Here is a 21,991-nt window from a genome sequence, read left to right on the forward strand (position 1 = left end):
ACCCTATCCAAACGTGGCCTGGGCTGGCGAAAAGACAAGTCGGGCATTATAGGCGATGCCGGTCACTGTTGGCCAGTTGCCAGAGGCTTGCGGGGTTTTTGTGCAAGCAGGTGATTGAGTTGTTGTTTCTCGCTGTCATCCAGGCTGCGGGTGCGGGCCAGTTCCAGAAGGCGGTTGAGCCTAGTTTCACGCTGGCGACCGGATAGACAGGTTATGGTGTCGATAAATTGTTGTTCAAGGTTGTCGTGCTCGATGAGCCACTCTTTTTCCGCCAGGGAACGCAGCAGGTGTCCCTGCTCGGTGCCGTGCCAGCGTGCAATCAGCTGTAGTGGCGCCGGTTGTGGCGTTTTTTGGAGCGCTTCCAGCAGTGAGACGAGCAATTGCGCGTGCGGGTCATCTTCTGCGGCAAGATTACTGGCAGATTCCACCTTGAGCGCCAGTTCCGGGTGGTGCAACAGGCTGCGCATCGCTACCAGGTGGGGTGTCTCGACCTGATGCGGGCTGCGTTGCCGCGCCGGACGTGGCTGCTGTTCCGGGGCCGGATAAGCATGGGGCGGCGGGGCATCGTAGTTGCCGGGGCGGCCACTGTAGCCACTAGTGTCGGCTGCCGGTGCTGTGGCGCGAAATGCCGCAGGCCGTTCCGGCTGGCTCGCCGGGGCCGATACCGGCCTTGGTTGCGAGATGCCCAGCCCGGTCAGCTGCAGCAGCTGGCGCTCCATCAGTTGCTGCAGGTTGTGGCCGGGGATTTTTCCGATCAGCGGGCTGGCCAGCGTGGCCAGATGAGCCTTGCCTTCCAGGCTGTCCAGATCCAGCTCTTCACTCAGGTGGCGGAAGAAATAATCCGACAATGACTGGCTCTGGCTGCTGATACGTGCCCTGAAAGCCTCGGCTCCTTCGTTGCGCACCAGGTCATCCGGGTCGAGACCGTCAGGCAGGAACAGGAAGCGGGCACTGATGCCGTCCTTCATGTGCTCCAGCGTGGCTTCCAGTGCGCGCCAGGCCGCCTTGCGTCCGGCGTTGTCGCCATCAAAACAGAAGGTGATGGTCGGCACGATGCGCAGCAGGCGCTTGATATGCTCCGGCGTGGTGGCGGTGCCCAGCGTGGCCACGGCGTTGCGCAGCCCCTGCTGGGCCAGCGCGATTACGTCCATGTAGCCTTCCACCACCAGGATGTCCTGCAGCTGGCGGTTGTGCTGGCGTGCCTCGTACAGGCCGTACAGTTCCTGTCCCTTGTGGAACACCGGAGTTTCCGGCGAGTTCAGGTATTTGGGCTTGTCGTCACCGAGCACCCGGCCGCCAAAGCCGATTACCCGGCCACGGCTGTCGCGGATCGGAAAAATGATGCGGTCGCGGAACCGGTCATAGCGGCGGCCACTGTCGGGGTTTTCCGCCAGCAGGCCGGCTTCCAGCAGGTATTTTTCTTTCAGGCTGTCGCCGCCAAGCTCGCGCAGCAGGTTGTCCCAGCCGGGCGGGGCGTAGCCGAGCAAAAAGTCGCCGGCGATATCCTTGCTGATGCCGCGCTTGCCCAGGTATTGCACGGCGGTCTGCCGGGCAGGGTGGGCGTGCAGGGCGTTGCCGTAAAAGTCGCTGGCCGCCTGCAGGATGCCGAACAACGGTGACTGTGCCGGCTGGCGCGGTTGTTGCTGGTGCCTGCCTTCTTCGCGTGGCACCTCGACGCCGGCGCGGCGGGCCAGGCTTTCCACCGCCTCGGGAAAATCGACATGGTCATGGTCCATGACAAAGCCGATGGCATTGCCGCCGGCTCCGCAACCAAAGCAGTAGTAGAACTGCTTGTCGGGGCTGACGCTGAACGAGGGGGTCTTTTCCTGGTGAAACGGGCAGCAGGCGGTGTAGTTGCGGCCGGCTTTTTTCAGCTGGATACGCTCGCCCACCACTTCGACCAGGTCGGTGCGGTTGAGCAGGTCGTCGATGAATCCTTGTGGAATCAGTCCAGCCATTGTCCGTAATCCGTGTTGTTGGGGGTGACCGGTACCGCCGGGGCGGGCCGGAATGCTGCTTTTGAGGTGTCCGGGTTGGACCGGCAGCAATGCTGCGTGTTCAGGCTGTGAAGCGCAAAAACCCGGAACATGTCCGGGTCTTTTGGCTGCGAATGTCTGTCAATTAATACAGACGCTCGCGGCGACGTTGTTCGCGCTGTACTTTCTTGGCGTGACGCTTGACGGCGGCGGCCGCTTTGCGCTTACGCTCTGCAGTAGGCTTTTCGTAAAATTCGCGACTGCGCACTTCAGAAAGTACACCGGCTTTTTCGCAGGCGCGTTTGAAGCGACGCAGGGCAACGTCAAATGGTTCGTTGTCTTTCAGTTTGACAGCTGGCATTCAATTCGTACCTTCATCGGGGACCGGTGGTTGATGTGTTTGCTTTCCTGTTGAACAGCAGGCAATGCACATCGCGTATTAAGGGTTGCGGATTATAGACACTTTGTTTGGGGAATGCAAAGTGGGGGGATGAATATTCTGTATACCCCGCACTGCTGCACCCCGTAGGTTCGAATTCATTCGAACAGGCACGCCCGCCCCCAGCGTTGCTGCAACCCCGTAGGTTCGAATTCATTCGAACAAACACGCCCCACCCACGAACCCCCAAAAAACCTACCGAATATCCCCCCGCAACTCGCGGACCTGCTCGAACAGCTGCCCGGGGCTGGCCTCTTCCGGGGCGACGGGAGCGCCAATCCTCAATCCGACACGAGAAAAGAACCCCCGGCGGAACGGCTTGCTCATGGCCTTGCCCTCAATGCGCGAGAAGAAGCTTCCCCACAGCCCCGACAACCCCATCGGGATCACCGGCACCGGCTGCGATTGCAGGATGCGTGTCACGCCGGGGCGAAATGGCTGCATTTCGCCATCACGGGTAATCGCCCCCTCGGGGAAGATGCCGACCAGCTCGCCCTCGGCCAGTGCCTGGTTAATGCGCACAAAAGCCTGCTCCAGCAGCTCCGGGTTTTCCTTGGCCGGCGCAATGGGAATGGCTCCGCTATGGCGGAAAATGAAGCCCAATAGCGGCGTCTTGAAGATACGGTGATCCATGACAAAACGGATCGGCCGTGGCGTTGCACCCATCAGGATCACGGCATCGGCAAAGCTGACATGGTTGGCGACGATCAGCGCGGGGCCGTCCTGGGGAATGTGATCGGTGCCTTCCAGCCGCAGGCGATACAGCGTCTTGACCAGTAGCCAGGCCAGAAAGCGGATGAAAAATTCCGGCACCAAACTATAGATGTAGACGGCAATCGCGGCGTTGCACAGTGCGGCGACGGCAAACAGGGCAGGGATCGACAACCCGGCCGACAGCCCGGCAATCGCCAGCAGTGCGCCAGACACCATGAACAAGGCATTGAGGATGTTGTTGGCGGCGATGATGCGCGCCCGCTGTGTCTCGTTACTGCGGAATTGCACCAGTGCATACAGCGGCACGATAAAGAAACCGCCAAACAGCCCGAGCAGCAGCAGGTCCAGCATCACCCGCCAGACTGGCCACTGGCTGAGCAAAAACAACAGCGAATGCGCCTGCTCGCCGGCCAGATCGACCGGCGCAGCAAAAAACACATCCAGCCCGAACAGCGTCAGGCCGAGCGAGCCCAGCGGCACCAGGCCGATTTCCACCTGGCGGCTGGTCAGGCGTTCGCACAGCAGCGAGCCCGCACCGATGCCGACGGTGAACACCGCCAGCAGCAGGGTGACCATGCTTTCGCTGCCGCCCAGCACCTGCTGGGTAAAGGCCGGTAGCTGAGCGAGAAACAGCGCACCGTATAGCCAGAACCAGGAAATACCCAGAATCGACAGAAACACCGAGCGGTCCTGGCGGGCATAGCCGATGGTTTTCAGGGTGGCGGCGAACAGGTTGAAACTCAGCCGCAAGCCCGGCTCCGGCGCGGGTGCGGGAGGAATGCGCAGGCTGGCAACCAGCCCGGCCACCGCCACCAGCATGCCGGCACCGGCAATCCAGGCCGGGTCGGGCAGGTAGCCGGCCAGCACGCCGCCGGCCAGGGTGCCGAGCAGAATGGAAACAAAGGTACCCGCCTCGATCAGCGCGTTGCCGCCCAGCAGCTCGCTTTGGCGCAGGTGTTGCGGCAGCAGGGCATATTTGATCGGGCCAAACAGGGTGGACTGCAACCCGAGCAGAAACAGCGCCCCAAGCAGAATGTACAAGCTGTGCTGCATGAAGCCCCACAGCGCCACCAGCGTGATCAGCAGCTCCAGCAGCTTGGTCAGACGGGCCAGCGTGGCCTTGTCGTACTTGTCGGCCAGCTGGCCGGCAAAGGCGGAAAACAGGAAAAACGGCAGGATGAAAATTCCCGCAGCCAGGTTGGCCAGCACCCCGGCCGACAGCGTGCTCCACTGCGCGGTATGGAAGGTCAGCAGCACAACCAGGGCGTTCTTGAACAGGTTATCGTTGAAAGCACCCAGAAACTGGGTGACAAACAGGGGGGCAAAACGTTTTGTCTTGAGAAGCCTGAACTGCCCGCTCATCGGCTGGTTCCTTGTGCAGGTTGAGTGGAAGTTTGCACCATACCGCCATGGCCGCCTGCTGACAACAGACAGCGCCATGCGTCAGAAAGCGGTGGAGCTATGGGGCGCGGGGGCTTATCATTGATCCCTTTTTTACGGGCGGGGCTTTATAAATGTTGGTACTGGGGCTGGAAACATCCTGCGATGAAACCGGCGTGGCGTTATATGACAGCGAACAGGGGCTGCTGGCCGATGCGCTGTTCAGCCAGATCGATTTGCACCGCATGTACGGTGGCGTGGTGCCGGAGCTGGCCTCGCGGGACCACGTCAAGCGCATGCTGCCGCTGATCCGCCAGGTGCTGGACGAAGCCGGCCGCACCAGGCAGGACATCAACGGCATCGCCTATACCGCCGGCCCAGGCCTGGTCGGTGCGTTGCTGGTCGGCGCGTCCTGTGCCCGTGCCATGGCTTTTGCGCTCAACATTCCCGCTGTCGGCGTACACCACATGGAAGGCCACTTGCTGGCGCCCATGCTGGAAGAATATCCCCCGCAATTTCCCTTTGTCGCCCTGCTGGTTTCCGGCGGTCATACCCAGCTGGTGCGTGTTGACGGCATTGGCCGTTACCGTTTGCTGGGCGAGTCGATTGACGACGCCGCCGGCGAAGCCTTCGACAAGACCGCCAAGCTGCTTGGCCTGCGCTATCCCGGCGGCCCGGAAATCGCCAGGCTGGCACAGCAGGGCATAGCCGGCCGTTTCAAGCTGCCACGGCCCATGACCGACCGGCCCGGGCTGGAGTTCAGCTTCAGCGGGCTGAAAACCTCGGTGCTCAACCAGTGGAACAAATGCCAGGCTGCCGGCGAGGCCGACGCGCAGGCCAAAGCGGACCTGGCGCTGGCCTTTGAACAGGCCGTGGTCGATACCCTGACCATCAAGTGCCGCCGCGCGCTGGAGCAGGAGGATTTGCAGCGATTGGTGATTGCCGGTGGCGTCAGCGCCAATACTGCACTGCGCCAGTCGCTGGAGCAGATGCTGGGCGAGCTGGGTGGCGAAGTGTTCTATGCCCGTCCGCGTTTTTGCACCGATAACGGCGCAATGATTGCATACGCCGGCTGCCAGCGTTTGTTGGCCGGCCAGCAGGAAGACAACTCGATCAGCGTGCGGGCACGCTGGCCAATGGTAGAGCTGGAGAGTATTTAAGCAAGCGGGGCCGGCGGCTACAGCTTGCGCTCGGTGCCGGCCCACAGAAGCTTCAGGTTGGTGCGGTGAGCCCAGACCAGCAGCAGCGTCAGGATGCTCATCGGCAACATGCTTTGCGGCAGCTGCCAGGCCAGCAATGGCAGGGTTACGGGCAGGGCGCTGAGCGAAGCCAGCGAGCTGGTGCGGGTCAGGTAGAAGGCCAGTAGCCAGACAGACAACGCCAGCAGCGCCGCCGGCGGATACAGCGCCAGCAGCATGCCGGCCGTGGTGGCAACACCCTTGCCGCCACGGAAACGGTGAAACACAGGAAAAAGATGACCGGCCACGGCACAAAACCCCACCCACGCCTGCCATTGCAGCGGCAAACCGAACCAGGCGGCGCAGGCCACCGGCAGCAGGCCCTTGGCCAGATCGCCAAGCAGTGTGAACAGGGCCAGCCGTTTGCCATGCAGGCGCAGCATGTTGGTGGCACCGGGGTTACCGGAGCCGTGCAGGCGGGGATCGGTGCTACCATGGCGCCGGCTCAGCAGAATGGCGAAAGAGACCGAGCCAAGCAGATAGGCAGCAAGGCAAAGAGCAATAAACATAGGCAGAGACCACAGGTTTCCGGAAGCAGGAAAAGGGCCGCTACAACAGGTGGCCTGCTTTCGTACAACGGATTTTAACGGGAGAGGATACAGGTGGATAGCGTTTTTATCGAGCAACTGGCGGTCGAAACCATCATTGGCGTGTATGACTGGGAACGTACCATGTCCCAGCGCTTGCTGCTTGACCTGAACATGGCCTGGGACATCCGCCAGGCGGCACGGGACGACGACCTGCAACACACGCTGGATTACGCCGCGGTCAGCGAGCACGTCATGACATTTGCCGGCGAACACAGCTTCCAGCTGGTGGAAACCTTTGCCGAGCGCCTGGCAGTCGAGCTGATGCAGACTTTCGGCATTTCCTGGCTCAGGCTGAAAATCACCAAGCCCGGCGCGGTGCCGCAAGCGCGTGGCGTGGGTGTGGAGATCGAGCGCGGATGCCGTTGACCGACGTCTACCTGGGGCTGGGCAGCAATATCGAGCGCGAACGCCATATCCTGGCCGCGCTGGATGCCCTGGCCGACGAGTTCGGCGAGCTGGAATGCTCGCCCGTGTTCGAGAGCGAGCCGGTCGGCATCCGCAGCGGCTGCTTCTTCAACATGGTGGTGCACCTGCGCACCCGCCTTGAGTTGCCGGCACTGGTTGCACGCCTCAAGGCGATCGAAGCCCGTGAAGGACGGCTGCAGGCCGCCCCGCGCGAGCTGCCGCTGGATATCGACGTACTGCTGTATGGCGAGCTGGCCGGCGACTTTGCCGGCGTGATCCTGCCGCGTCCGCGCATCCTCGAGAGTGCTCATGTATTATGGCCGCTGGCCGTGCTGGCACCGGAGCTGCGGCACCCCGGCAGCGCAGCCAGTTATGCCGAATTGTGGCGTAGCACCTGCACGCGTTATGCACTGTGGCCGGTTGCCCTGTGCTGGCGCAACCGCCCGCTGACCCCCGCCTGGATGCTGGGCCAGCCGAAAAACGCGGCCATGCAGGCCCCCGTGTTTTAACCCCCCCCGTACTGGAGAACCCCCAATGCTGTTGCGCGGTCTGACCGTACTGATTTTCTTCCAGCTGCTCGGCACCGGACTCAATGCCCTGCTGCTGCCCAAATTGCCCGGGCCGATCATCGGCCTGGTACTGCTGTTTGCCTACCTGCTGATTACCCGCGAGGTCAGCCCGGCGCTGGACCAGGCCGCCGGCGGCCTGCTGCGTTATTTGCCGGTGCTGTTGCTGCCGCCGGCGGTTGGCGTGATGGTACACCTTGCCGACATCCGTGCCGATCTGTGGGCCATCTCCGGCTCGCTGGTCATCTCGCTGGTGGTCTCGCTGGTATTTGTCGGCTGGCTGATGCAGATGCTGATCAACCGCCAGAACCGGAAAAAAGCCCAACAAGGAGAACAGCCATGAGCCTGCCCTGGCTTGCTGCGCTGGACGCAGTCGTCAGCCATCCGCTGTTTGCCGTCGGCATCACCCTCGGGGCCTTCCAGCTGGCCCAGCTGCTGTACGAAAAAACCCGCCTGCTGCTGTTACAGCCGCTGCTTATCGCCACCCTGATGCTGGTCGGCACCCTGCTGGTGCTGGGCATTGATTATCAGGATTACCGCCAGGGCAGCGCCATCCTCACCTTTTTGCTTGGCCCGGCCACCGTTGCGCTGGCGGTACCGCTGTACCAGAACGTGCGCCGGGTACGCGCCGTGCTGATGCCGGTGCTGACCACATTGCTGGTTGGCGGCACCCTGGCCACGGTACTGGGCGTCGGCCTGGCCTGGCTGTTCGGTGCCGAGAACATGATCGTGATGACCCTGGCACCCAAGTCGGTCACCTCGCCGATTGCCATGCTGGTCGCCGAAGAGATCGGCGGCTCGGCCTCGCTGGCGGCGGTGTTCGTCATGCTCACCGGCATGCTCGGGGCAATGTTCGGCGTCGAGCTGCTGCGCCTGTGCCGCATCAAGCACCCGGCCGCCATGGGCCTGACCCTAGGCATGGTCGCCCACGCCATCGGCACCGCTCGCGCCCTGCAGGAAAGCGAAGAGGCCGGTGCCTTTGCCGCACTGGGCATGAGCATCATGGGTGTAGTCACCGCCGTGGCCCTGCCGCTGGTGGTGGCGGCGGTCAGTTAACAGTCCGCCCGCAGTATTTTGAAGTTCAGACAAGACACCGGTTTTGGAGCCACTTATGCAAAGTTTTCCACCGTTTGACCATGCCGCAGTACTGGTTGTGGGTGATGTCATGCTCGACCGCTACTGGTACGGTAGCACCTCGCGGATCTCGCCGGAAGCGCCGGTCCCCGTGGTCAAGGTGACCCGCACCGAAGACCGCCCCGGCGGTGCCGCCAACGTGGCACTGAACATCGCCGCGCTGGGTGCGCAGGCACTGCTGATCGGCGTCACCGGACAGGACGAAGCCGCTGCCGCGCTGGCCGAACAGCTGCACTCGGTGGGCGTACAGACCGACTTTCAGCAGATCGCCGGGCAACCGACCATCGTCAAGCTGAGGGCCATGAGCCGCCAGCAGCAACTGCTGCGCATGGACTTCGAGGAAAGCTTTGCCGTTGACGTATCCGCCCTGCAACAGCAGGTGGAAAACCGTCTGGATGGCGTCAAGGTCTTGATTCTGTCCGATTACGGCAAGGGCAGCCTGGTCAACCACCAGCAGCTGATCCGCGCTGCCCGCACTCGCGGCGTAGCGGTACTGGCCGACCCCAAGGGTACCGATTTTTCCATCTATCGCGGCGCAACCCTGTTGACGCCCAACCAGGCCGAGTTCGAGGCCGTGGTCGGTGCCTGCGCCGACGAACAGCAACTGCTGGAGCGCGGCGTCGCCATGCTGCAGGAACTGGAGCTGCAAGCACTGCTGGTTACCCGTGGCGAGCAGGGCATGACCCTGATTCGTGCCGGCCAGCCGGCCATCCACCTGCCGGCACAGGCGCGGGAAGTCTACGACGTCACCGGTGCCGGCGACACCGTTATCTCCACCCTGGCCACCGCACTGGCAGCAGGGGAAGAACTGCCCGAAGCCATGCATCTGGCCAACGTGGCAGCCGGCATTGTAGTTGCCAAGCTGGGCACGGCCACCGTCAGCGCCCCGGAACTGCGCCGCGCGGTGCAGGGCGAGTTGCGCCATGGTCGCGGCATGCTCGGCCTGCAACAGCTGCAGGCAGCGGTGGCCGAGGCCAAGGCACGCGGCGAGCGGATAGTGTTCACCAACGGTTGCTTCGACATCCTGCATGCCGGCCATGTGCACTATCTGGAACAGGCCCGCGAACTGGGCGACCGGCTGATTGTCGCCATCAATGACGATGCTTCGGTCACTGCCCTGAAAGGCCCGGGCCGGCCCATCAACTCGGTCGACCGGCGCATGGCGGTACTGGCCGGGCTGGGCGCGGTGGACTGGGTCACCAGCTTTGCCGACGACACGCCGATCCCCCTGCTGGAGCTGCTGCAGCCGGACGTACTGGTCAAGGGCGGCGACTATGGCGTTGACGGCGTGGTCGGCGGCGACCTGGTACGGGCCTACGGCGGGGAGGTGAAAGTGCTGGGGCTGGTGGAAAACAGCTCCACCACCGCCATTGTCGAGAAGATCCGCAGCAAGGATCAGGGCTGACGCGGCCCCGGTTGCGGTCGGGCATTTCAAAAGCCGACCGCTCATCCACAATTTGACGAAAGCGCTACAACTTGCGAGCGCTTTGGGCTAGACTCCGCGCTTCAAAATTTGAATGCAGCATGATTTCCGCTACACAGGTACGACAGCCTGGGGCGGTAGCGTGTCCGCGCATGCTGATTTGCCCGCGTGCCCGGCACCATGAAAGGTCATGTAATAGTGCCGGGTTGCATAAAATATCCATAGTAAACAGCTATCTACGCACCAAGAACAAGAAAACAGCATGAATACAGAAGTACTTTTGCACACCTTGCAAAATGCTCCGGAGGCATCAAGCCAGAGCGCCCTGGCCGGGCGTCTGGGCTTCAGCGTCGGCAAAACCAACTACATCCTCAAGGCGGTGATCGCCAAGGGGCTGATCAAGGTCGAACGCTTCGTCAGCAGCGACAACAAACTGGGTTACCGCTACGTTCTCACCCCGAGCGGCCTGCAGGAACGCATCCGCCTGACGGAACAATACATCGAACTGAAAAAGCGCGAATATGAACAGCTGATGGCAGAGCTTGAGCAGTTGCGCGGCCTTTAATACTCCGCTGAAAGGTCTCGTTCCCCGACAAAACTGCTGTCGGCCAACGTGGTGGACACTCCCTTCGCGCAACCTGCTAACGGATTTTGAAAACATTACTCAGTAAGATTTTTAGGTAAAACAATGCTCAAACTTGAAGATGTGAGACTGGCTGTTATTGGCCTTGGCTATGTTGGGCTGCCGCTGGCCGTCGAGTTCGGCAAAGTGCGCTCGGTAGTGGGATTCGATATCAATGCTACGCGTATACGCGCACTTGAAGAGGGGCATGACGCGACTCTAGAAGTAAGCGATGACGACCTTGCTAGTGCACAGCAGCTAAAATTTACAACGGATATTTCAAATTTGGCGGAATGTAATGTGTTTATCGTTACCGTCCCAACGCCTATCGATGAGCATCGTAAGCCTGATCTGAGCCCGCTAGTAAAAGCTTCTGAAACTATCGGGAAAGTGTTGAAACGTGGTGACATCGTCATCTATGAGTCAACAGTATATCCAGGTGCAACAGAAGAAGACTGTGTACCAGTCCTAGAAAAAGTTTCTGGTCTGAAGTTCAATTTTGAGTTTTTTGCTGGGTATAGCCCTGAGCGGATCAATCCGGGTGACAAGGAGCACCGTGTTACAACCATAAAAAAAGTAACTTCTGGCTCTACTGCAGAGGTTGCCGAATTGGTAGATGCGCTCTATAAGCAGATCATCATTGCTGGCACTCATAAAACGAGTAGTATCAAGGTGGCAGAAGCTGCAAAGGTCATTGAAAACACACAGCGGGATCTCAATATTGCGTTGATTAATGAGCTGGCGATAATTTTCAATAAGATGGAAATAGATACTGAAGCTGTACTCCAGGCCGCAGGTACTAAATGGAACTTCCTCCCTTTTCGTCCGGGCTTGGTTGGTGGACACTGCATCGGCGTTGATCCGTATTACCTGACGCACAAAGCGCAATCAATCGGTCACCACCCTGAAATTATTCTTGCCGGTCGTCGGTTAAATGATGGCATGGGAGAGTATGTTGTATCGCAACTGGTTAAGGCCATGATTAAGAGGCGGATCCATGTCGATGGTGCTCGAGTATTGGTTATGGGCTTGGCCTTCAAAGAGAATTGCCCGGATCTGCGGAATACTAAGGTGGTGGATATAGTTCGTGAATTAGATGAATATAATATCCATGTTGATATTTATGATCCATGGGTGAACATCGAAGAAGCACGGCATGAATACAGTATCACGCCTGTGTTGGAGCCCCGCGATGGCGCTTATGATGCTATCATTCTTGCTGTGGCGCATAGCCAGTTTAAGGTCTTAGGTGCTGCTAGAATCCGGGCGTTTGGCAAGACGAAACATGTGCTCTATGATCTTAAGTATTTACTTAGTGCTGAAGAGTCTGATCTTCGTTTGTGACCAATAGTTAATATATGATTCAATGCTCTTTCAAATTATCGATAATTGAAAGAGTAGGAATACCTTACTTAGAGCAACGTCATGACTCCCTACGAATCCTTATTGGAAAAATTGCCAGCTACGCCTAAAACGTGGTTGATCACAGGTGTAGCCGGATTTATTGGTTCTAATTTATTAGAAACCTTACTCCTGCTTAATCAAGAAGTGATTGGTCTTGATAATTTTTCTACGGGTTATCAGCATAACCTTGATGAAATTAAAGAGTTGGTCAGTCAAGAGCAGTGGAAGCGATTCAAATTCATTGTTGGTGATATTCGAGACATTGAAGATTGTCATCAAGCCTGCCGGGGTGTGGATTATGTTTTGCATCAGGCTGCTCTGGGCTCTGTACCGCGCTCTATCAACGACCCAGTTGCAACAAACAGTACCAATATTAGTGGTTTTCTTAATATGCTAGTGGCGGCGCGGGATGCTCAGGTAGAAAGCTTTACCTATGCAGCAAGCAGTTCTACCTACGGTGATCATCCAGGTCTTCCCAAGGTTGAAGATGTAATTGGTAAACCATTGTCACCTTATGCTGTTACTAAGTATGTAAATGAGCTCTATGCAGATGTTTTTGCTAGGACCTATGGTTTTAATGCGATTGGACTACGTTATTTCAATGTATTTGGTAAGCGTCAAGACCCTAATGGGGCATATGCAGCGGTCATTCCGAAATGGGTGGCTGCAATGATTAAGGGCGAAAAAATTAGTATAAATGGTGATGGCGAAACTAGTAGAGATTTCTGCTTTGTCGAGAATGCGATTCAGGCGAATTTATTAGCTGCAACAGCCAATAATTCAGCAAAAAATCAGATATATAACGTTGCTGTTGGAGATCAAACAACGCTCAACGAGCTTTTTTCTTATCTGAAAGAATGTGTGAACCGTAATGGATTTAACTATTCTCTGCCAGTAAGTCATGGTGATTTCCGGCGTGGCGATATTCGACACTCGTTAGCTGATATAAGCAAGGCGAAAAACTTAATTGGATATGAGCCAGCATGGCGAATACGCCAAGGTTTGGAGTCGGCTATACGTTGGTATGCAAAACAGGTTCGTTGAGTATGCTAAAGCGTATTATAACGGTGTTTCTTGGAGATGGATTTTCAAAGGCAATTAATATAGGAGTGTCTCTATATTTAATAAGTTTTCTAGATGTTGATCAATATGCTTATTTTACGGTTGTGTTTACGTCAATCATGATGGGTTATCAGGTAGCCTGTGGCCTGATTGAGCGACTTTATATAACTGATTATTCTAATTTCATAGTTGTATCTCGGCAAAGCTATATGTTGATTGCTTTGCCAATCGGAAGCATATTTTTTATTTATACGATGACGGTTTTAGAAAGCAAGGCAGGCTTATTTTTTTTTGCAGGATATTTAGCGTTCATATTTTTCCAGGTATTAAGAATAGTCGCACAAAAAAAAGAGAATTTTAGAAGGTTTGTCATTCTGGATGTCTTGAAAAATAGCATTTGGGCCGGCCTGACTACTTTGTTGGTTTTCTTGGGGGCACAGCTAGCAGACTATTTCTTGATGGCGCTAGTGTTATCAACATGGGTGGTTGTGTTGTGTGCAATTCATATGCGTTACTTCGACTCTATAGAAACGGGTAAGCCAAAACTTGGTGGTATAATAAGCGCCTTCAATTATTTAATAATGAGAGCGGATGTTGTTTTTTACTCTATTCTGAGCGGTTGTATGCCATATATTGCACTTGTGCTAATCAGTTTTTTGGGTTCAGTTGAAACTGTTGCAGCATATGGTGTTGCAATGCGTTATCAAGCCTTGTTTTCAATGGTGGTTTATGCCATAAACGTTGTACTGCTACCTAGAATGGCAAGCGGTAGTGCTGAAGAAGTTAAGCATGTTATTACCTTTTTTTATAAAAAAGTACCATACGCGCTTCTGGCTTCAATTGTTGCTATCGCACTTGTGTGGCTAATAATGCCTCTTATTGGTGCAGAGAAATATTCTGGGGCCCAGGCAGCCTTTATTTTGTTTGCATGCTGTTCATTGTGTTCTTTGATTTCTGCTCCGGCTGCTTCATATTTACTTGCGTTAAGGCAGTATAGAAGTATGCTGAAGTGTATTTGCTTGGGTCTGCTAGCTATTTTTGCTACTCTGCCAGCTATGCTGCTTCTAAGTAAAATCTATGGAGTGGCATTGGCTTGTGCATTCGGTTATCTCTGCGTTGCATGCGGGTTTATCATGTATATGAAAAGAGTAGCTCATGAAGATATTAATAATTAATTATTATTTTGAGCCGTTTGTCGGAGCTCATGCTTATCGCTGGAGCCAAATTGCAAAGGTATGGGCTGCAGAAGGGCATGAAGTTGAAGTGATTGCAGGGCGTGTAGGTGACACTCGTTGTGAGGTTAGGGACGATGTGACTGTTGAACGTATCGGTTTTGTGAGGCGGCAGAGCGGTATGAGCTCTTCGAGCACGACATCGTCTGAAAAGGTGAACGCTTTAAGGTCAGCTACTGTTGGTTTACTAAAAAAGGTCAATCGTTTTTTTTTCTGGCCTGATGGTCTTTGGCACTGGCTCCCTTTTTTATTAGCCTCTCTACTCAAGCGCAGGCATGTCAAGTATGACCTGGTAGTAAGTTATTCGCCAACTTTCTCAGCACATGTGGGAGGGTTGTTTTTCAAAAAAATAAATAAAAATATTGGCCGTTGGATTGCAGACTATGGAGACCCGTTTTCTACTTCTAATTCAATGCCGCCGAATAATTTCAAGATTTATAAGTGGTTGAATTTCTTTTTCGAGAACAGAGTCTTTAAATTTTGTGATAAGGTTGTTTTTACTAATAAAAGAACCTTGAGGGAGTATGTAGAGTGTTTTGGTTTAACGTCATGCAGTAAAGCTTCCGTTATACCTCATGCAGTAGATGTAGGTGCTTTTTTTCAGCAAAAGAAGCCTGTTAGGACACAACCTTATAATCTCGTGTATGTGGGTGCGTTTCATCGTGGTATAAGAGAGCCTTTTATGATGGTGGGTTTTTTTAATGAGCTCTGCAAGCGTTTAGATATTGTTGTCAATGTCTATGGACCCTTAAATGGTGTGCCTCATTCAGAGGTGAATACAGGGTGCGTTAAACACCATGGTGCAGTTTCTCGCGACCGAGCTATTGAGTTAGTTAGAGAGGCGGATATCCTGATAAATATTGAAAATTCAAATTGTGTTATGACACCGAGTAAAATTGTTGAGTATGTTGCTACTGGCTTGCCAATAATAAATTTTTATGAAAAAGAAAGAGCGGAATTATTGTGTGATGAAAGATTAAGCGGGAGATTGTTACATGTAAAAAACTTGGCATCTTTAGATTCTGCTTGTGCCTTTATTTCTAGAGCTGTTCTGGAACGGGTTTCTTTAGATCATATAGAGATGGTTCTTTTTTCTTATTCTATAAATAATGTGGCTGATAAATACTTGGATGGTGTTTGTGAGTGATTTTATTTTATTTTTGGTTGTTTTGTGTGTTGGGATTTTAATGTTTTTTTTGAACAAAGATTTGCTATCTCCCGGGAAATTATTTTTTATCTTTACGTTTCTATTTTATCTTGGGGTCTTTGCTGATGATGTTTCTAGTTTAACAATTTTTGCATATTTGTTTTTGATGACCGCTTTAGCGGTGGTAGCGTTTGTGGATTTAAGGGTTCCGCTTAGTGGGCTCTTTAGAAAGCAAATTGTCCCTGTGGGGAAATATATTGTGCTTTTTTTGTTATTTTTGCCAGCGCTTTTCCTGAAAATTAAAATGGTCGTTGATGAAGGGGGGATTATTGCGTATTTAATGTCCCTTGCTTTTAGAGTGATTGAATTTGAGGGGCGTGGCTGGGTCTTGGTTTTGTTTTCTTCGGTTCAGATTGTTTATGTGTATTTGTGTTATATCTTTATGCTTGATAATCGAAAGAATTTACTTAAGTTTTGTTTCATTTTTCTTTCCACTATCATATTTTTATTTATTGGCATAACTTCAGGGTCACGCTCTTCTTTGTTGATGCCATTGGTTTCAGTGTTGGTAATGAGGCATTATCTAGTTAAAAGAATAAGTATTATGGCTATTGCTGGTTGTTTAATTTTGTTTTTGTTTTTTATTGCTTTCTATGGGGCGTTTAGAAATGATTTTGGAGGAAGCGGTTTTTCAGAGTTTAGTTTGTCGAAGCTAAATTTCGCTCATTTTTATTATGGAACAAATCCTTTAGAAATTTTGGCGAGCAGTGACGTAAATGAACCTTTGTTGGGGGCTACATATGCCACTTTCCTTACAAATTTTTTGCCTCGAGGTCTTTACCCGGAAAAACCTGATACTGGCGGCTTGGTTTTCACAAAGATTTATACTGGTGATCAGTGGGGAGGTATGTCTAATCTCGCACCAGGGTCTTTTGTGGAGGGAATTATGAATTTTGGGTTGATTCCCGGGTTTCTTTTTGGTGGGTTTTTAACTATAGTTATAATGATTAGCTCTGTGTGTCTTTTTAGAAAAAGCATTCTTTATTTCTTCAGTGGAGGTTCTGATTTTTATTTTAAAGGGTTTTTTTTTATAGCTGCGTTTAATTATGTTTTGGTTGCGGCGAGGTTTAGTTATTCTGAGTTTACAAATGTTTTTTTCTCTTTTATTTTGTTTGTTCTTTTCCCGCTTAGTGTTTCGTATTTCTTTCTTCGATTAAAGGTCCGACTATGATAGTTGTTATTAACGCGTTCTCTGCTAAGGTGGGAGGAGGGAAGACGTATCTTTATAATTTGCTGGAAAATGTTCCGGCAAAGCAAGTTCAGGTATATATCTTCGGTTACGATGATCTCGATCAGTTTCAGACGGCGAGCGTGCGTCGTATTCGAACCCGTTTTCCAGTTTACAATCCGGTACTTAGATTATTTTGGGAGCGTTTTATTTTGCCTATCTGGCTTTCCAAGTTGCAGGCAGATCTCTTGTTTTGTCCGGGTGGTGTTGTGAATACTCGGCCGCCAGCAGGTTGTCGAGTGGTAACCATGTTCAGGAATATGCTTCCATTTGATGAGCAGGCACTGGCAGACACAAGATCAATAAAGCTTAAGTTTAAAAACTATCTTTTAAAAAAGCGTATGCTCGCCAGTATGGCATCAGCAGACTTAGTTATTTTTGTATCAGACTATGCACGCAGTATTATTGAGCGACAGATAACGATCAAGCAGGCAGTTACTATTTCGCATGGTATTGGAGATAACTTTTTTGTGATGAATGATGAGCCAGAGCGGCCTGTACTTCCATTTTCCGGTAAGTATATTTTGTATGTTTCAAGGTTTGAGTTTTATAAACGTCACTTACAGCTGGTTAAAGCCTATGCTCTATTGAGTGACTGCATTCGTGATGAGTATAAATTGTTGATTGTGGGGGGCGGCGGCGGGCAGACCGCTACCGAAGTACATGATTTTGTTGCAAGCCAGGGGCTGGGAACGTCGGTATTTTTACTTGGCGAGTACCCCTACGCTGCATTGCCTGCGCTCTACAAACATGCGAGCTTGTTTACGTTCATGTCGGCCTGTGAGAACTGTCCCAATATTCTTCTGGAGGTGATGGGCGCCGGTGTACCTATCGTATCGTCCGATTATGCTCCGATGCCTGAGTTCGGGGGAGATGCAGTCCGGTACGTATCCCCGGATGATCCGCAGCAGGTGTCGCAGGTTTTAACGGATACGCTGTCTGATCCTGCGCTCTTAAACACACTTTCTGCACGCGTGGCTGAACGGTCGCTGCTCTACAAATGGTCTCGTACGGCGATGCTTACCTGGCGTGCGCTTTTCAAGGTCGCGAATACGTGAAGATACTATTGGTTACACAGTATTTTTGGCCTGAGACGTTCATCATCAATGATCTGGTAAAGACCCTGGTCGCTCAAGGGCATGAAGTACAGGTCTTTACCGGTAAGCCCAACTATCCGGAAGGGAAAATATTTACTGGATACACATCGCATGGTTGTTACCAGGAACTTTATGCTAACCATGTGCCTGTCTTTCGAGCTCCATTACGACCTCGTGGGCGCGGTCCAATAAAATTGGTGTTGAACTACTTGTCTTTTGTTTGCAATGGTATTCGTTTTTTTCCCAAGGCCCTCCAAAGAGAAGGCGCGCCCTATGACGTGATCTTCGTTTTTGCGCCTTCACCGATTTTATCCGTGCTACCAGCAATACTGTTGAAGTGGAAAACTAAAACACATCTTGCAGTGTGGGTGCAGGATCTTTGGCCGGAAAGTCTCAGGGCGACAGGGTTTGTTAGTAACGGTTTTGTATTATGGTGTATTGGAATTCTTGTAAGAGCGATTTATGCATGCAGTGATACGCTACTCATTCAATCACGTGCCTTCAAGGCTTCGATGATGCGTTATGCCGATGCAAAGAAGATTGTCTACTATCCAAATTGCTACGCACAGGATGCGTCTGAGGCTGCAGGCAAGACGGAGGTTCCCGCAGAGCTGCTAGCTTTCATGGAACAAAGTTTTTGTTTGGTTTTTGCAGGTAATCTCGGTACAGCTCAGTCACTTGAGACCTTAGTGGATGCTGCAACACGGTTAAAGCATCTGCCCGCTTGCAAGTTCATAATTGTAGGGACTGGTAGCATGTCTGCATGGCTTGAGGCGCAGAAAGTGGCATTGGGACTGGATAATATGCACTTGGTTGGTCGTTTTCCATCCTACGAGATGCCTCAGTTTTTCAGTCGCGCAGCAGGTCTTCTTGTTACATTGAAGAAAAGTGATATTTTTTGCCTGACTATACCGAGCAAACTACAGGCTTACCTTGCTGCTGGGCGGCCTATTATTGCTGCCTTGGACGGTGAGGGTGCACGAATCGTTGAAGAGGCGGGGGCCGGGCTTTGCTGTGCAGCTGAGGACGGTGCCGGCTTGGCCCGCACAATTGAAAAGCTATTTCGAATGCCAGCCTCTGAGCGCACCCAATTGGGGGTCTCAGGGCGGCGCTATTTTTCTGCGAATTTTGATATGGATAATCAAGGCAGGCGTTTAGTCGAGATCCTTGAAGAAAGGATTGCTCAAGATAGAGAGGTTGATAGGTGAGAGTTTTAGTCTTAGGTGTTACAGGCATGCTCGGTAGTGCCGTTTTCAAGCAGTTTGCATGCGATTCGGCGTTCCAGACTTGGGGTACTTTGCGCAACTCCGCAGGGCGATGTTATTTTTCTGAAACGCTTCATGCTCAGTTAATCAGCAATGTCGATGTTCTTGACCAGGATGCACTTGTCAATGTGCTGGCGCATATCCGTCCGGATATTGTCATCAATTGTGTTGGCCTGATCAAGCAGTTAGCTGACGCCAAAGATCCGGTTTCTGCTTTACCGATTAACGCTATGTTACCGCATCGATTGGCGAAGCTCTGCGATTTGTTGGGCGCTCGATTGGTTCACGTTAGCACGGACTGTGTGTTCTCTGGCCGTAAAGGGATGTATACCGAGGTTAACCAGTCGGACGCTGAAGATCTCTATGGCAAGTCCAAGTTTATAGGTGAATTGCATCAAGTGCCGCACGCGATTACACTGCGTACTTCGATCATCGGCCATGAGCTGGGCACCAACTTTTCACTGATTGACTGGTTTCTTTCACAAAACGATCCGATCAAAGGCTATGCAAAAGCCATCTTCTCTGGCTTGCCCACTGTCGAGCTAGCTCGAGTGATAAAAGATTATGTGCTCACGAATCCCGAACTGTACGGTCTTTATCATGTCTCGGCTGAGCCGATCGACAAATTGTCGCTGCTCAGGCTGGTGGCGAAGGTCTACGGGCACAAGGTTCAGATCGTTCCAGACGAGCAAGTCTCTATCGACCGCTCACTGGATTCTTCCCGGTTCCGCCAAGCTACAGGTTATCTGCCTCCAGCTTGGCCTGAACTGGTCAAGATGATGCGTGATCAGCGTTAATTTTTATATTTTTGAGCATGGTTACTGTTTATGTTTGATGACAAAACTTTGATGATTACTGGCGGGACCGGATCCTTCGGCAATACCGTGTTAAAACGCTTCCTCGATACCAGTGTTAAGGAAATTCGGGTATTCAGCCGCGACGAGAAGAAGCAAGAAGATATGCGTATTGCTCTGGCCAATGATAAGGTCAAGTTCTATATCGGTGATGTGCGCGATTATAACAGTATTTCGCAAGCTATGATTGGTGTTGATTATATCTTTCATGCTGCTGCGTTGAAGCAGGTACCCTCCTGCGAGTTCTATCCGATGGAGGCGGTGAAAACCAATGTTATCGGCACAGAGAATGTTCTTAATGCGGCGGTAGCCATGGGAGTTAAACGGGTTGTAGTTCTCTCGACCGACAAAGCTGTTTATCCCATTAACGCCATGGGGATCTCTAAAGCAATGGCGGAGAAGCTTATGGTTGCCAAGTCAAGGCTCATGCCAGAGAGTGGCCCTGTGGTCTGCGCAACACGTTACGGTAATGTTATGGCATCACGAGGCTCTGTAATTCCCTTGTTCATCGACCAATTAAAAAGTGGTGAATCACTCACCATCACTGATCCGAGTATGACCCGTTTTCTAATGTCATTAGAAGATTCGGTCGATTTGGTGCTGTATGCCTTCGAGCATGGCCAACAAGGTGATATCTTCGTTCAGAAAGCGCCAGCCTCTACTGTAGGTGATTTGGCCCAAGCACTTAAAGAACTGTTTGTTCATGATAATCCTATCAAGGTCATAGGAACTCGGCACGGCGAGAAGTTATATGAGTCGCTGATTTCTCGTGAGGAAATGGCAAAATCGACGGATATGGGCCGCTACTACCGCATCCCTGCTGATAACCGCGATCTGAATTACAAGAAGTACTTTGTTGAGGGCGAGGCGAGGATCGCTGAGTTCGACGACTACACCTCGCACAACACCGAGCGCCTTGGAATTGAAGGCATCAAGCAGTTGTTGCTCAAGCTCGATTACATCAAGGAGCAGCTTAATGCTTAAGGTTATGACCCTGGTCGGCACCCGTCCGGAGCTAATCAAGATGAGCCGGGTAATTGCCGAACTCGACCGCCAGATTAATCACGTTCTGGTTCACTCGGGGCAAAACTACGACTACGAGTTGAATCAGGTCTTCTTCGACGATCTGGAAATCCGCAAGCCGGATCACTTTCTTGGTGCTGCCGGTGAGACTGCTGCACAGACTATCGCCGAGGTAATTGCCAAGGCCGATGAAGTCTTCGAATTGGAGAAGCCCGACGCACTGCTGCTCTACGGTGACACCAATACCTGCCTGGCGGTGATCGCCGCCAAGCGCCGAAAGATCCCGGTTTTTCATATGGAGGCGGGCAACCGCTGCTTCGACCAGCGAGTGCCGGAGGAGCTAAATCGCAAGGTGCTCGATCATCTCTCTGACATCAATATGGTGCTGACCGAGCATGCTCGTCGTTACCTGATTGCCGAGGGAATTCGTCCTGAGACCATAATCAAGACTGGCTCGCACATGCAGGAAGTGCTTGAGTACTACATGCCGAAGATCGAGCAGTCCGAGGTGCTGAGCCGTGAAGGCCTAGAGCCCGGTAAATTCTTCGTGGTAAGTGCCCACCGCGAAGAAAACGTTGATACCCCGGACAACCTGCGTGGTTTGCTGGTAACCCTGCGAGGGCTAGCCGATGAGTACGGTTATCCGTTGATCGTCTCGACGCATCCGCGTACCCGCAAACGTCTTGAGGCGTTGGGTGAATCACTGGAGCATCCACTGATTCGCTTTGTCAAACCTTTCGGCCTGCTGGATTATATCAAGTTGCAGATGTCCGCTTTTTGTGTGCTTTCTGACAGCGGCACCATTACTGAGGAGTCTTCGTTACTCAACTTGCCGGCGGTGACCTTGCGCAACGCCCATGAGCGCCCAGAAGGTATGGATGAGGGCACGCTGATCATGAGCGGTCTGACTAAGGACTCGGTATTAGCGGCGGTCAAGGTCATCACCAGTCAGCATCAGACTGACAGCCGAGCAATACCTGTGGTGCCCGACTATCAAGGAGGGCCAGTGTCATTGCAGGTTGTGCGTGTAGTCTTGAGCTATACCGATTACATCAATCGGACTGTTTGGCATAAAGGTTGAGAGTCTACATTTCAACTGAGGCATAGCGTTATAGTTAGAAAAGTAACCATT

At 52.8% G+C, this 21,991-nt stretch carries 21 protein-coding genes; 17 read left to right on the plus strand and 4 right to left on the minus strand.

Features of this window, described 5'->3' with window-relative positions; all coding sequences use genetic code 11:
* Positions 1 to 62: 62 nt before the first annotated feature.
* From dnaG to AR306_RS01115, 3 genes are all read right to left on the minus strand, one after another.
* On the minus strand, positions 63 to 1,958 hold the full coding sequence (gene dnaG, locus AR306_RS01105) for a DNA primase (protein ID WP_101495706.1): 1,896 nt from the start codon (positions 1,956 to 1,958) through the stop codon (positions 63 to 65).
* A 163-nt stretch (positions 1,959 to 2,121) separates the two neighbouring features.
* Positions 2,122 to 2,337 carry a 30S ribosomal protein S21 gene (gene rpsU, locus AR306_RS01110; RefSeq protein ID WP_101495707.1) on the minus strand — a complete coding sequence of 72 codons (216 nt, stop codon included), beginning with the start codon at positions 2,335 to 2,337 and terminating at the stop codon, positions 2,122 to 2,124.
* A gap of 273 nt (positions 2,338 to 2,610) precedes the next feature.
* Positions 2,611 to 4,491 carry an MFS transporter gene (locus AR306_RS01115; RefSeq protein WP_101495708.1) on the minus strand — a complete coding sequence of 627 codons (1,881 nt, stop codon included), beginning with the start codon at positions 4,489 to 4,491 and terminating at the stop codon, positions 2,611 to 2,613.
* A gap of 152 nt (positions 4,492 to 4,643) precedes the next feature.
* On the opposite strand from AR306_RS01115, the gene tsaD reads away from it, so the two are divergent.
* Positions 4,644 to 5,669, plus strand: coding sequence for a tRNA (adenosine(37)-N6)-threonylcarbamoyltransferase complex transferase subunit TsaD (gene tsaD / locus AR306_RS01120; protein ID WP_101495709.1), 1,026 nt, complete (start codon positions 4,644 to 4,646; stop codon positions 5,667 to 5,669).
* Between the two features lie 17 nt (positions 5,670 to 5,686).
* On the opposite strand, the gene plsY is transcribed toward tsaD, so the two are convergent.
* On the minus strand, positions 5,687 to 6,256 hold the full coding sequence (gene plsY / locus AR306_RS01125) for a glycerol-3-phosphate 1-O-acyltransferase PlsY (RefSeq protein ID WP_101495710.1): 570 nt from the start codon (positions 6,254 to 6,256) through the stop codon (positions 5,687 to 5,689).
* A gap of 93 nt (positions 6,257 to 6,349) precedes the next feature.
* Between plsY and folB the strand changes: the two genes are divergently transcribed.
* The 16 genes from folB to wecB all read left to right on the plus strand — a co-directional run bounded on the left by folB (position 6,350) and on the right by wecB (position 21,940).
* Positions 6,350 to 6,703: a dihydroneopterin aldolase gene (gene folB / locus AR306_RS01130; RefSeq protein ID WP_101495711.1), complete on the plus strand. Its 354-nt coding sequence runs from the start codon at positions 6,350 to 6,352 to the stop codon at positions 6,701 to 6,703.
* On the plus strand, positions 6,694 to 7,251 hold the full coding sequence (gene folK / locus AR306_RS01135) for a 2-amino-4-hydroxy-6-hydroxymethyldihydropteridine diphosphokinase (RefSeq protein ID WP_101495712.1): 558 nt from the start codon (positions 6,694 to 6,696) through the stop codon (positions 7,249 to 7,251). The genes folB and folK overlap by 10 nt, the downstream gene beginning before the upstream one ends.
* A 25-nt stretch (positions 7,252 to 7,276) precedes the next feature.
* Complete coding sequence (locus AR306_RS01140) at positions 7,277 to 7,651, plus strand: CidA/LrgA family protein (protein WP_101495713.1); 375 nt, start codon at positions 7,277 to 7,279, stop codon at positions 7,649 to 7,651.
* Positions 7,648 to 8,364: an LrgB family protein gene (locus AR306_RS01145; RefSeq protein WP_101495714.1), complete on the plus strand. Its 717-nt coding sequence runs from the start codon at positions 7,648 to 7,650 to the stop codon at positions 8,362 to 8,364. Before AR306_RS01140 ends, AR306_RS01145 begins: the two co-directional genes overlap by 4 nt.
* A gap of 55 nt (positions 8,365 to 8,419) precedes the next feature.
* Complete coding sequence (gene hldE, locus AR306_RS01150) at positions 8,420 to 9,847, plus strand: bifunctional D-glycero-beta-D-manno-heptose-7-phosphate kinase/D-glycero-beta-D-manno-heptose 1-phosphate adenylyltransferase HldE (protein ID WP_101495715.1); 1,428 nt, start codon at positions 8,420 to 8,422, stop codon at positions 9,845 to 9,847.
* Positions 9,848 to 10,127: 280 nt separating this feature from the next.
* Positions 10,128 to 10,430, plus strand: a complete 303-nt coding sequence (locus tag AR306_RS01155) for a MarR family EPS-associated transcriptional regulator (RefSeq protein ID WP_101495716.1) — start codon at positions 10,128 to 10,130, stop codon at positions 10,428 to 10,430.
* 123 nt (positions 10,431 to 10,553) lie between these two features.
* Entirely contained in the window at positions 10,554 to 11,831 is a 1,278-nt protein-coding gene (gene tviB / locus AR306_RS01160; RefSeq protein ID WP_101495717.1) for a Vi polysaccharide biosynthesis UDP-N-acetylglucosamine C-6 dehydrogenase TviB, read from the plus strand.
* Positions 11,832 to 11,912: 81 nt separating this feature from the next.
* Positions 11,913 to 12,935, plus strand: coding sequence for an NAD-dependent epimerase/dehydratase family protein (locus AR306_RS01165; protein ID WP_101495718.1), 1,023 nt, complete (start codon positions 11,913 to 11,915; stop codon positions 12,933 to 12,935).
* A 2-nt stretch (positions 12,936 to 12,937) separates the two neighbouring features.
* Complete coding sequence (locus tag AR306_RS01170) at positions 12,938 to 14,128, plus strand: lipopolysaccharide biosynthesis protein (RefSeq protein WP_101495719.1); 1,191 nt, start codon at positions 12,938 to 12,940, stop codon at positions 14,126 to 14,128.
* On the plus strand, positions 14,109 to 15,332 hold the full coding sequence (locus tag AR306_RS01175; protein ID WP_101495720.1) for a glycosyltransferase: 1,224 nt from the start codon (positions 14,109 to 14,111) through the stop codon (positions 15,330 to 15,332). Before AR306_RS01170 ends, AR306_RS01175 begins: the two co-directional genes overlap by 20 nt.
* On the plus strand, positions 15,325 to 16,563 hold the full coding sequence (locus tag AR306_RS01180; protein ID WP_166627864.1) for an O-antigen polymerase: 1,239 nt from the start codon (positions 15,325 to 15,327) through the stop codon (positions 16,561 to 16,563). Before AR306_RS01175 ends, AR306_RS01180 begins: the two co-directional genes overlap by 8 nt.
* Entirely contained in the window at positions 16,560 to 17,678 is a 1,119-nt protein-coding gene (locus AR306_RS01185) for a glycosyltransferase family 4 protein (RefSeq protein ID WP_101495722.1), read from the plus strand. Before AR306_RS01180 ends, AR306_RS01185 begins: the two co-directional genes overlap by 4 nt.
* Complete coding sequence (locus tag AR306_RS01190) at positions 17,675 to 18,925, plus strand: glycosyltransferase family 4 protein (RefSeq protein WP_101495723.1); 1,251 nt, start codon at positions 17,675 to 17,677, stop codon at positions 18,923 to 18,925. Before AR306_RS01185 ends, AR306_RS01190 begins: the two co-directional genes overlap by 4 nt.
* Positions 18,922 to 19,779 carry a dTDP-4-dehydrorhamnose reductase family protein gene (locus AR306_RS01195; protein ID WP_101495724.1) on the plus strand — a complete coding sequence of 286 codons (858 nt, stop codon included), beginning with the start codon at positions 18,922 to 18,924 and terminating at the stop codon, positions 19,777 to 19,779. The genes AR306_RS01190 and AR306_RS01195 overlap by 4 nt, the downstream gene beginning before the upstream one ends.
* 30 nt (positions 19,780 to 19,809) lie before the next feature.
* Positions 19,810 to 20,820 carry a polysaccharide biosynthesis protein gene (locus AR306_RS01200; protein ID WP_101495725.1) on the plus strand — a complete coding sequence of 337 codons (1,011 nt, stop codon included), beginning with the start codon at positions 19,810 to 19,812 and terminating at the stop codon, positions 20,818 to 20,820.
* On the plus strand, positions 20,813 to 21,940 hold the full coding sequence (gene wecB / locus AR306_RS01205; RefSeq protein WP_101495726.1) for a non-hydrolyzing UDP-N-acetylglucosamine 2-epimerase: 1,128 nt from the start codon (positions 20,813 to 20,815) through the stop codon (positions 21,938 to 21,940). Before AR306_RS01200 ends, wecB begins: the two co-directional genes overlap by 8 nt.
* Positions 21,941 to 21,991: the final 51 nt, after the last annotated feature.

Origin of the sequence: Thiopseudomonas denitrificans, from assembly GCF_002866065.1 — a bacterium.
In the GTDB taxonomy this organism is placed as follows: Bacteria; Pseudomonadota; Gammaproteobacteria; order Pseudomonadales; family Pseudomonadaceae; genus Thiopseudomonas; species Thiopseudomonas denitrificans.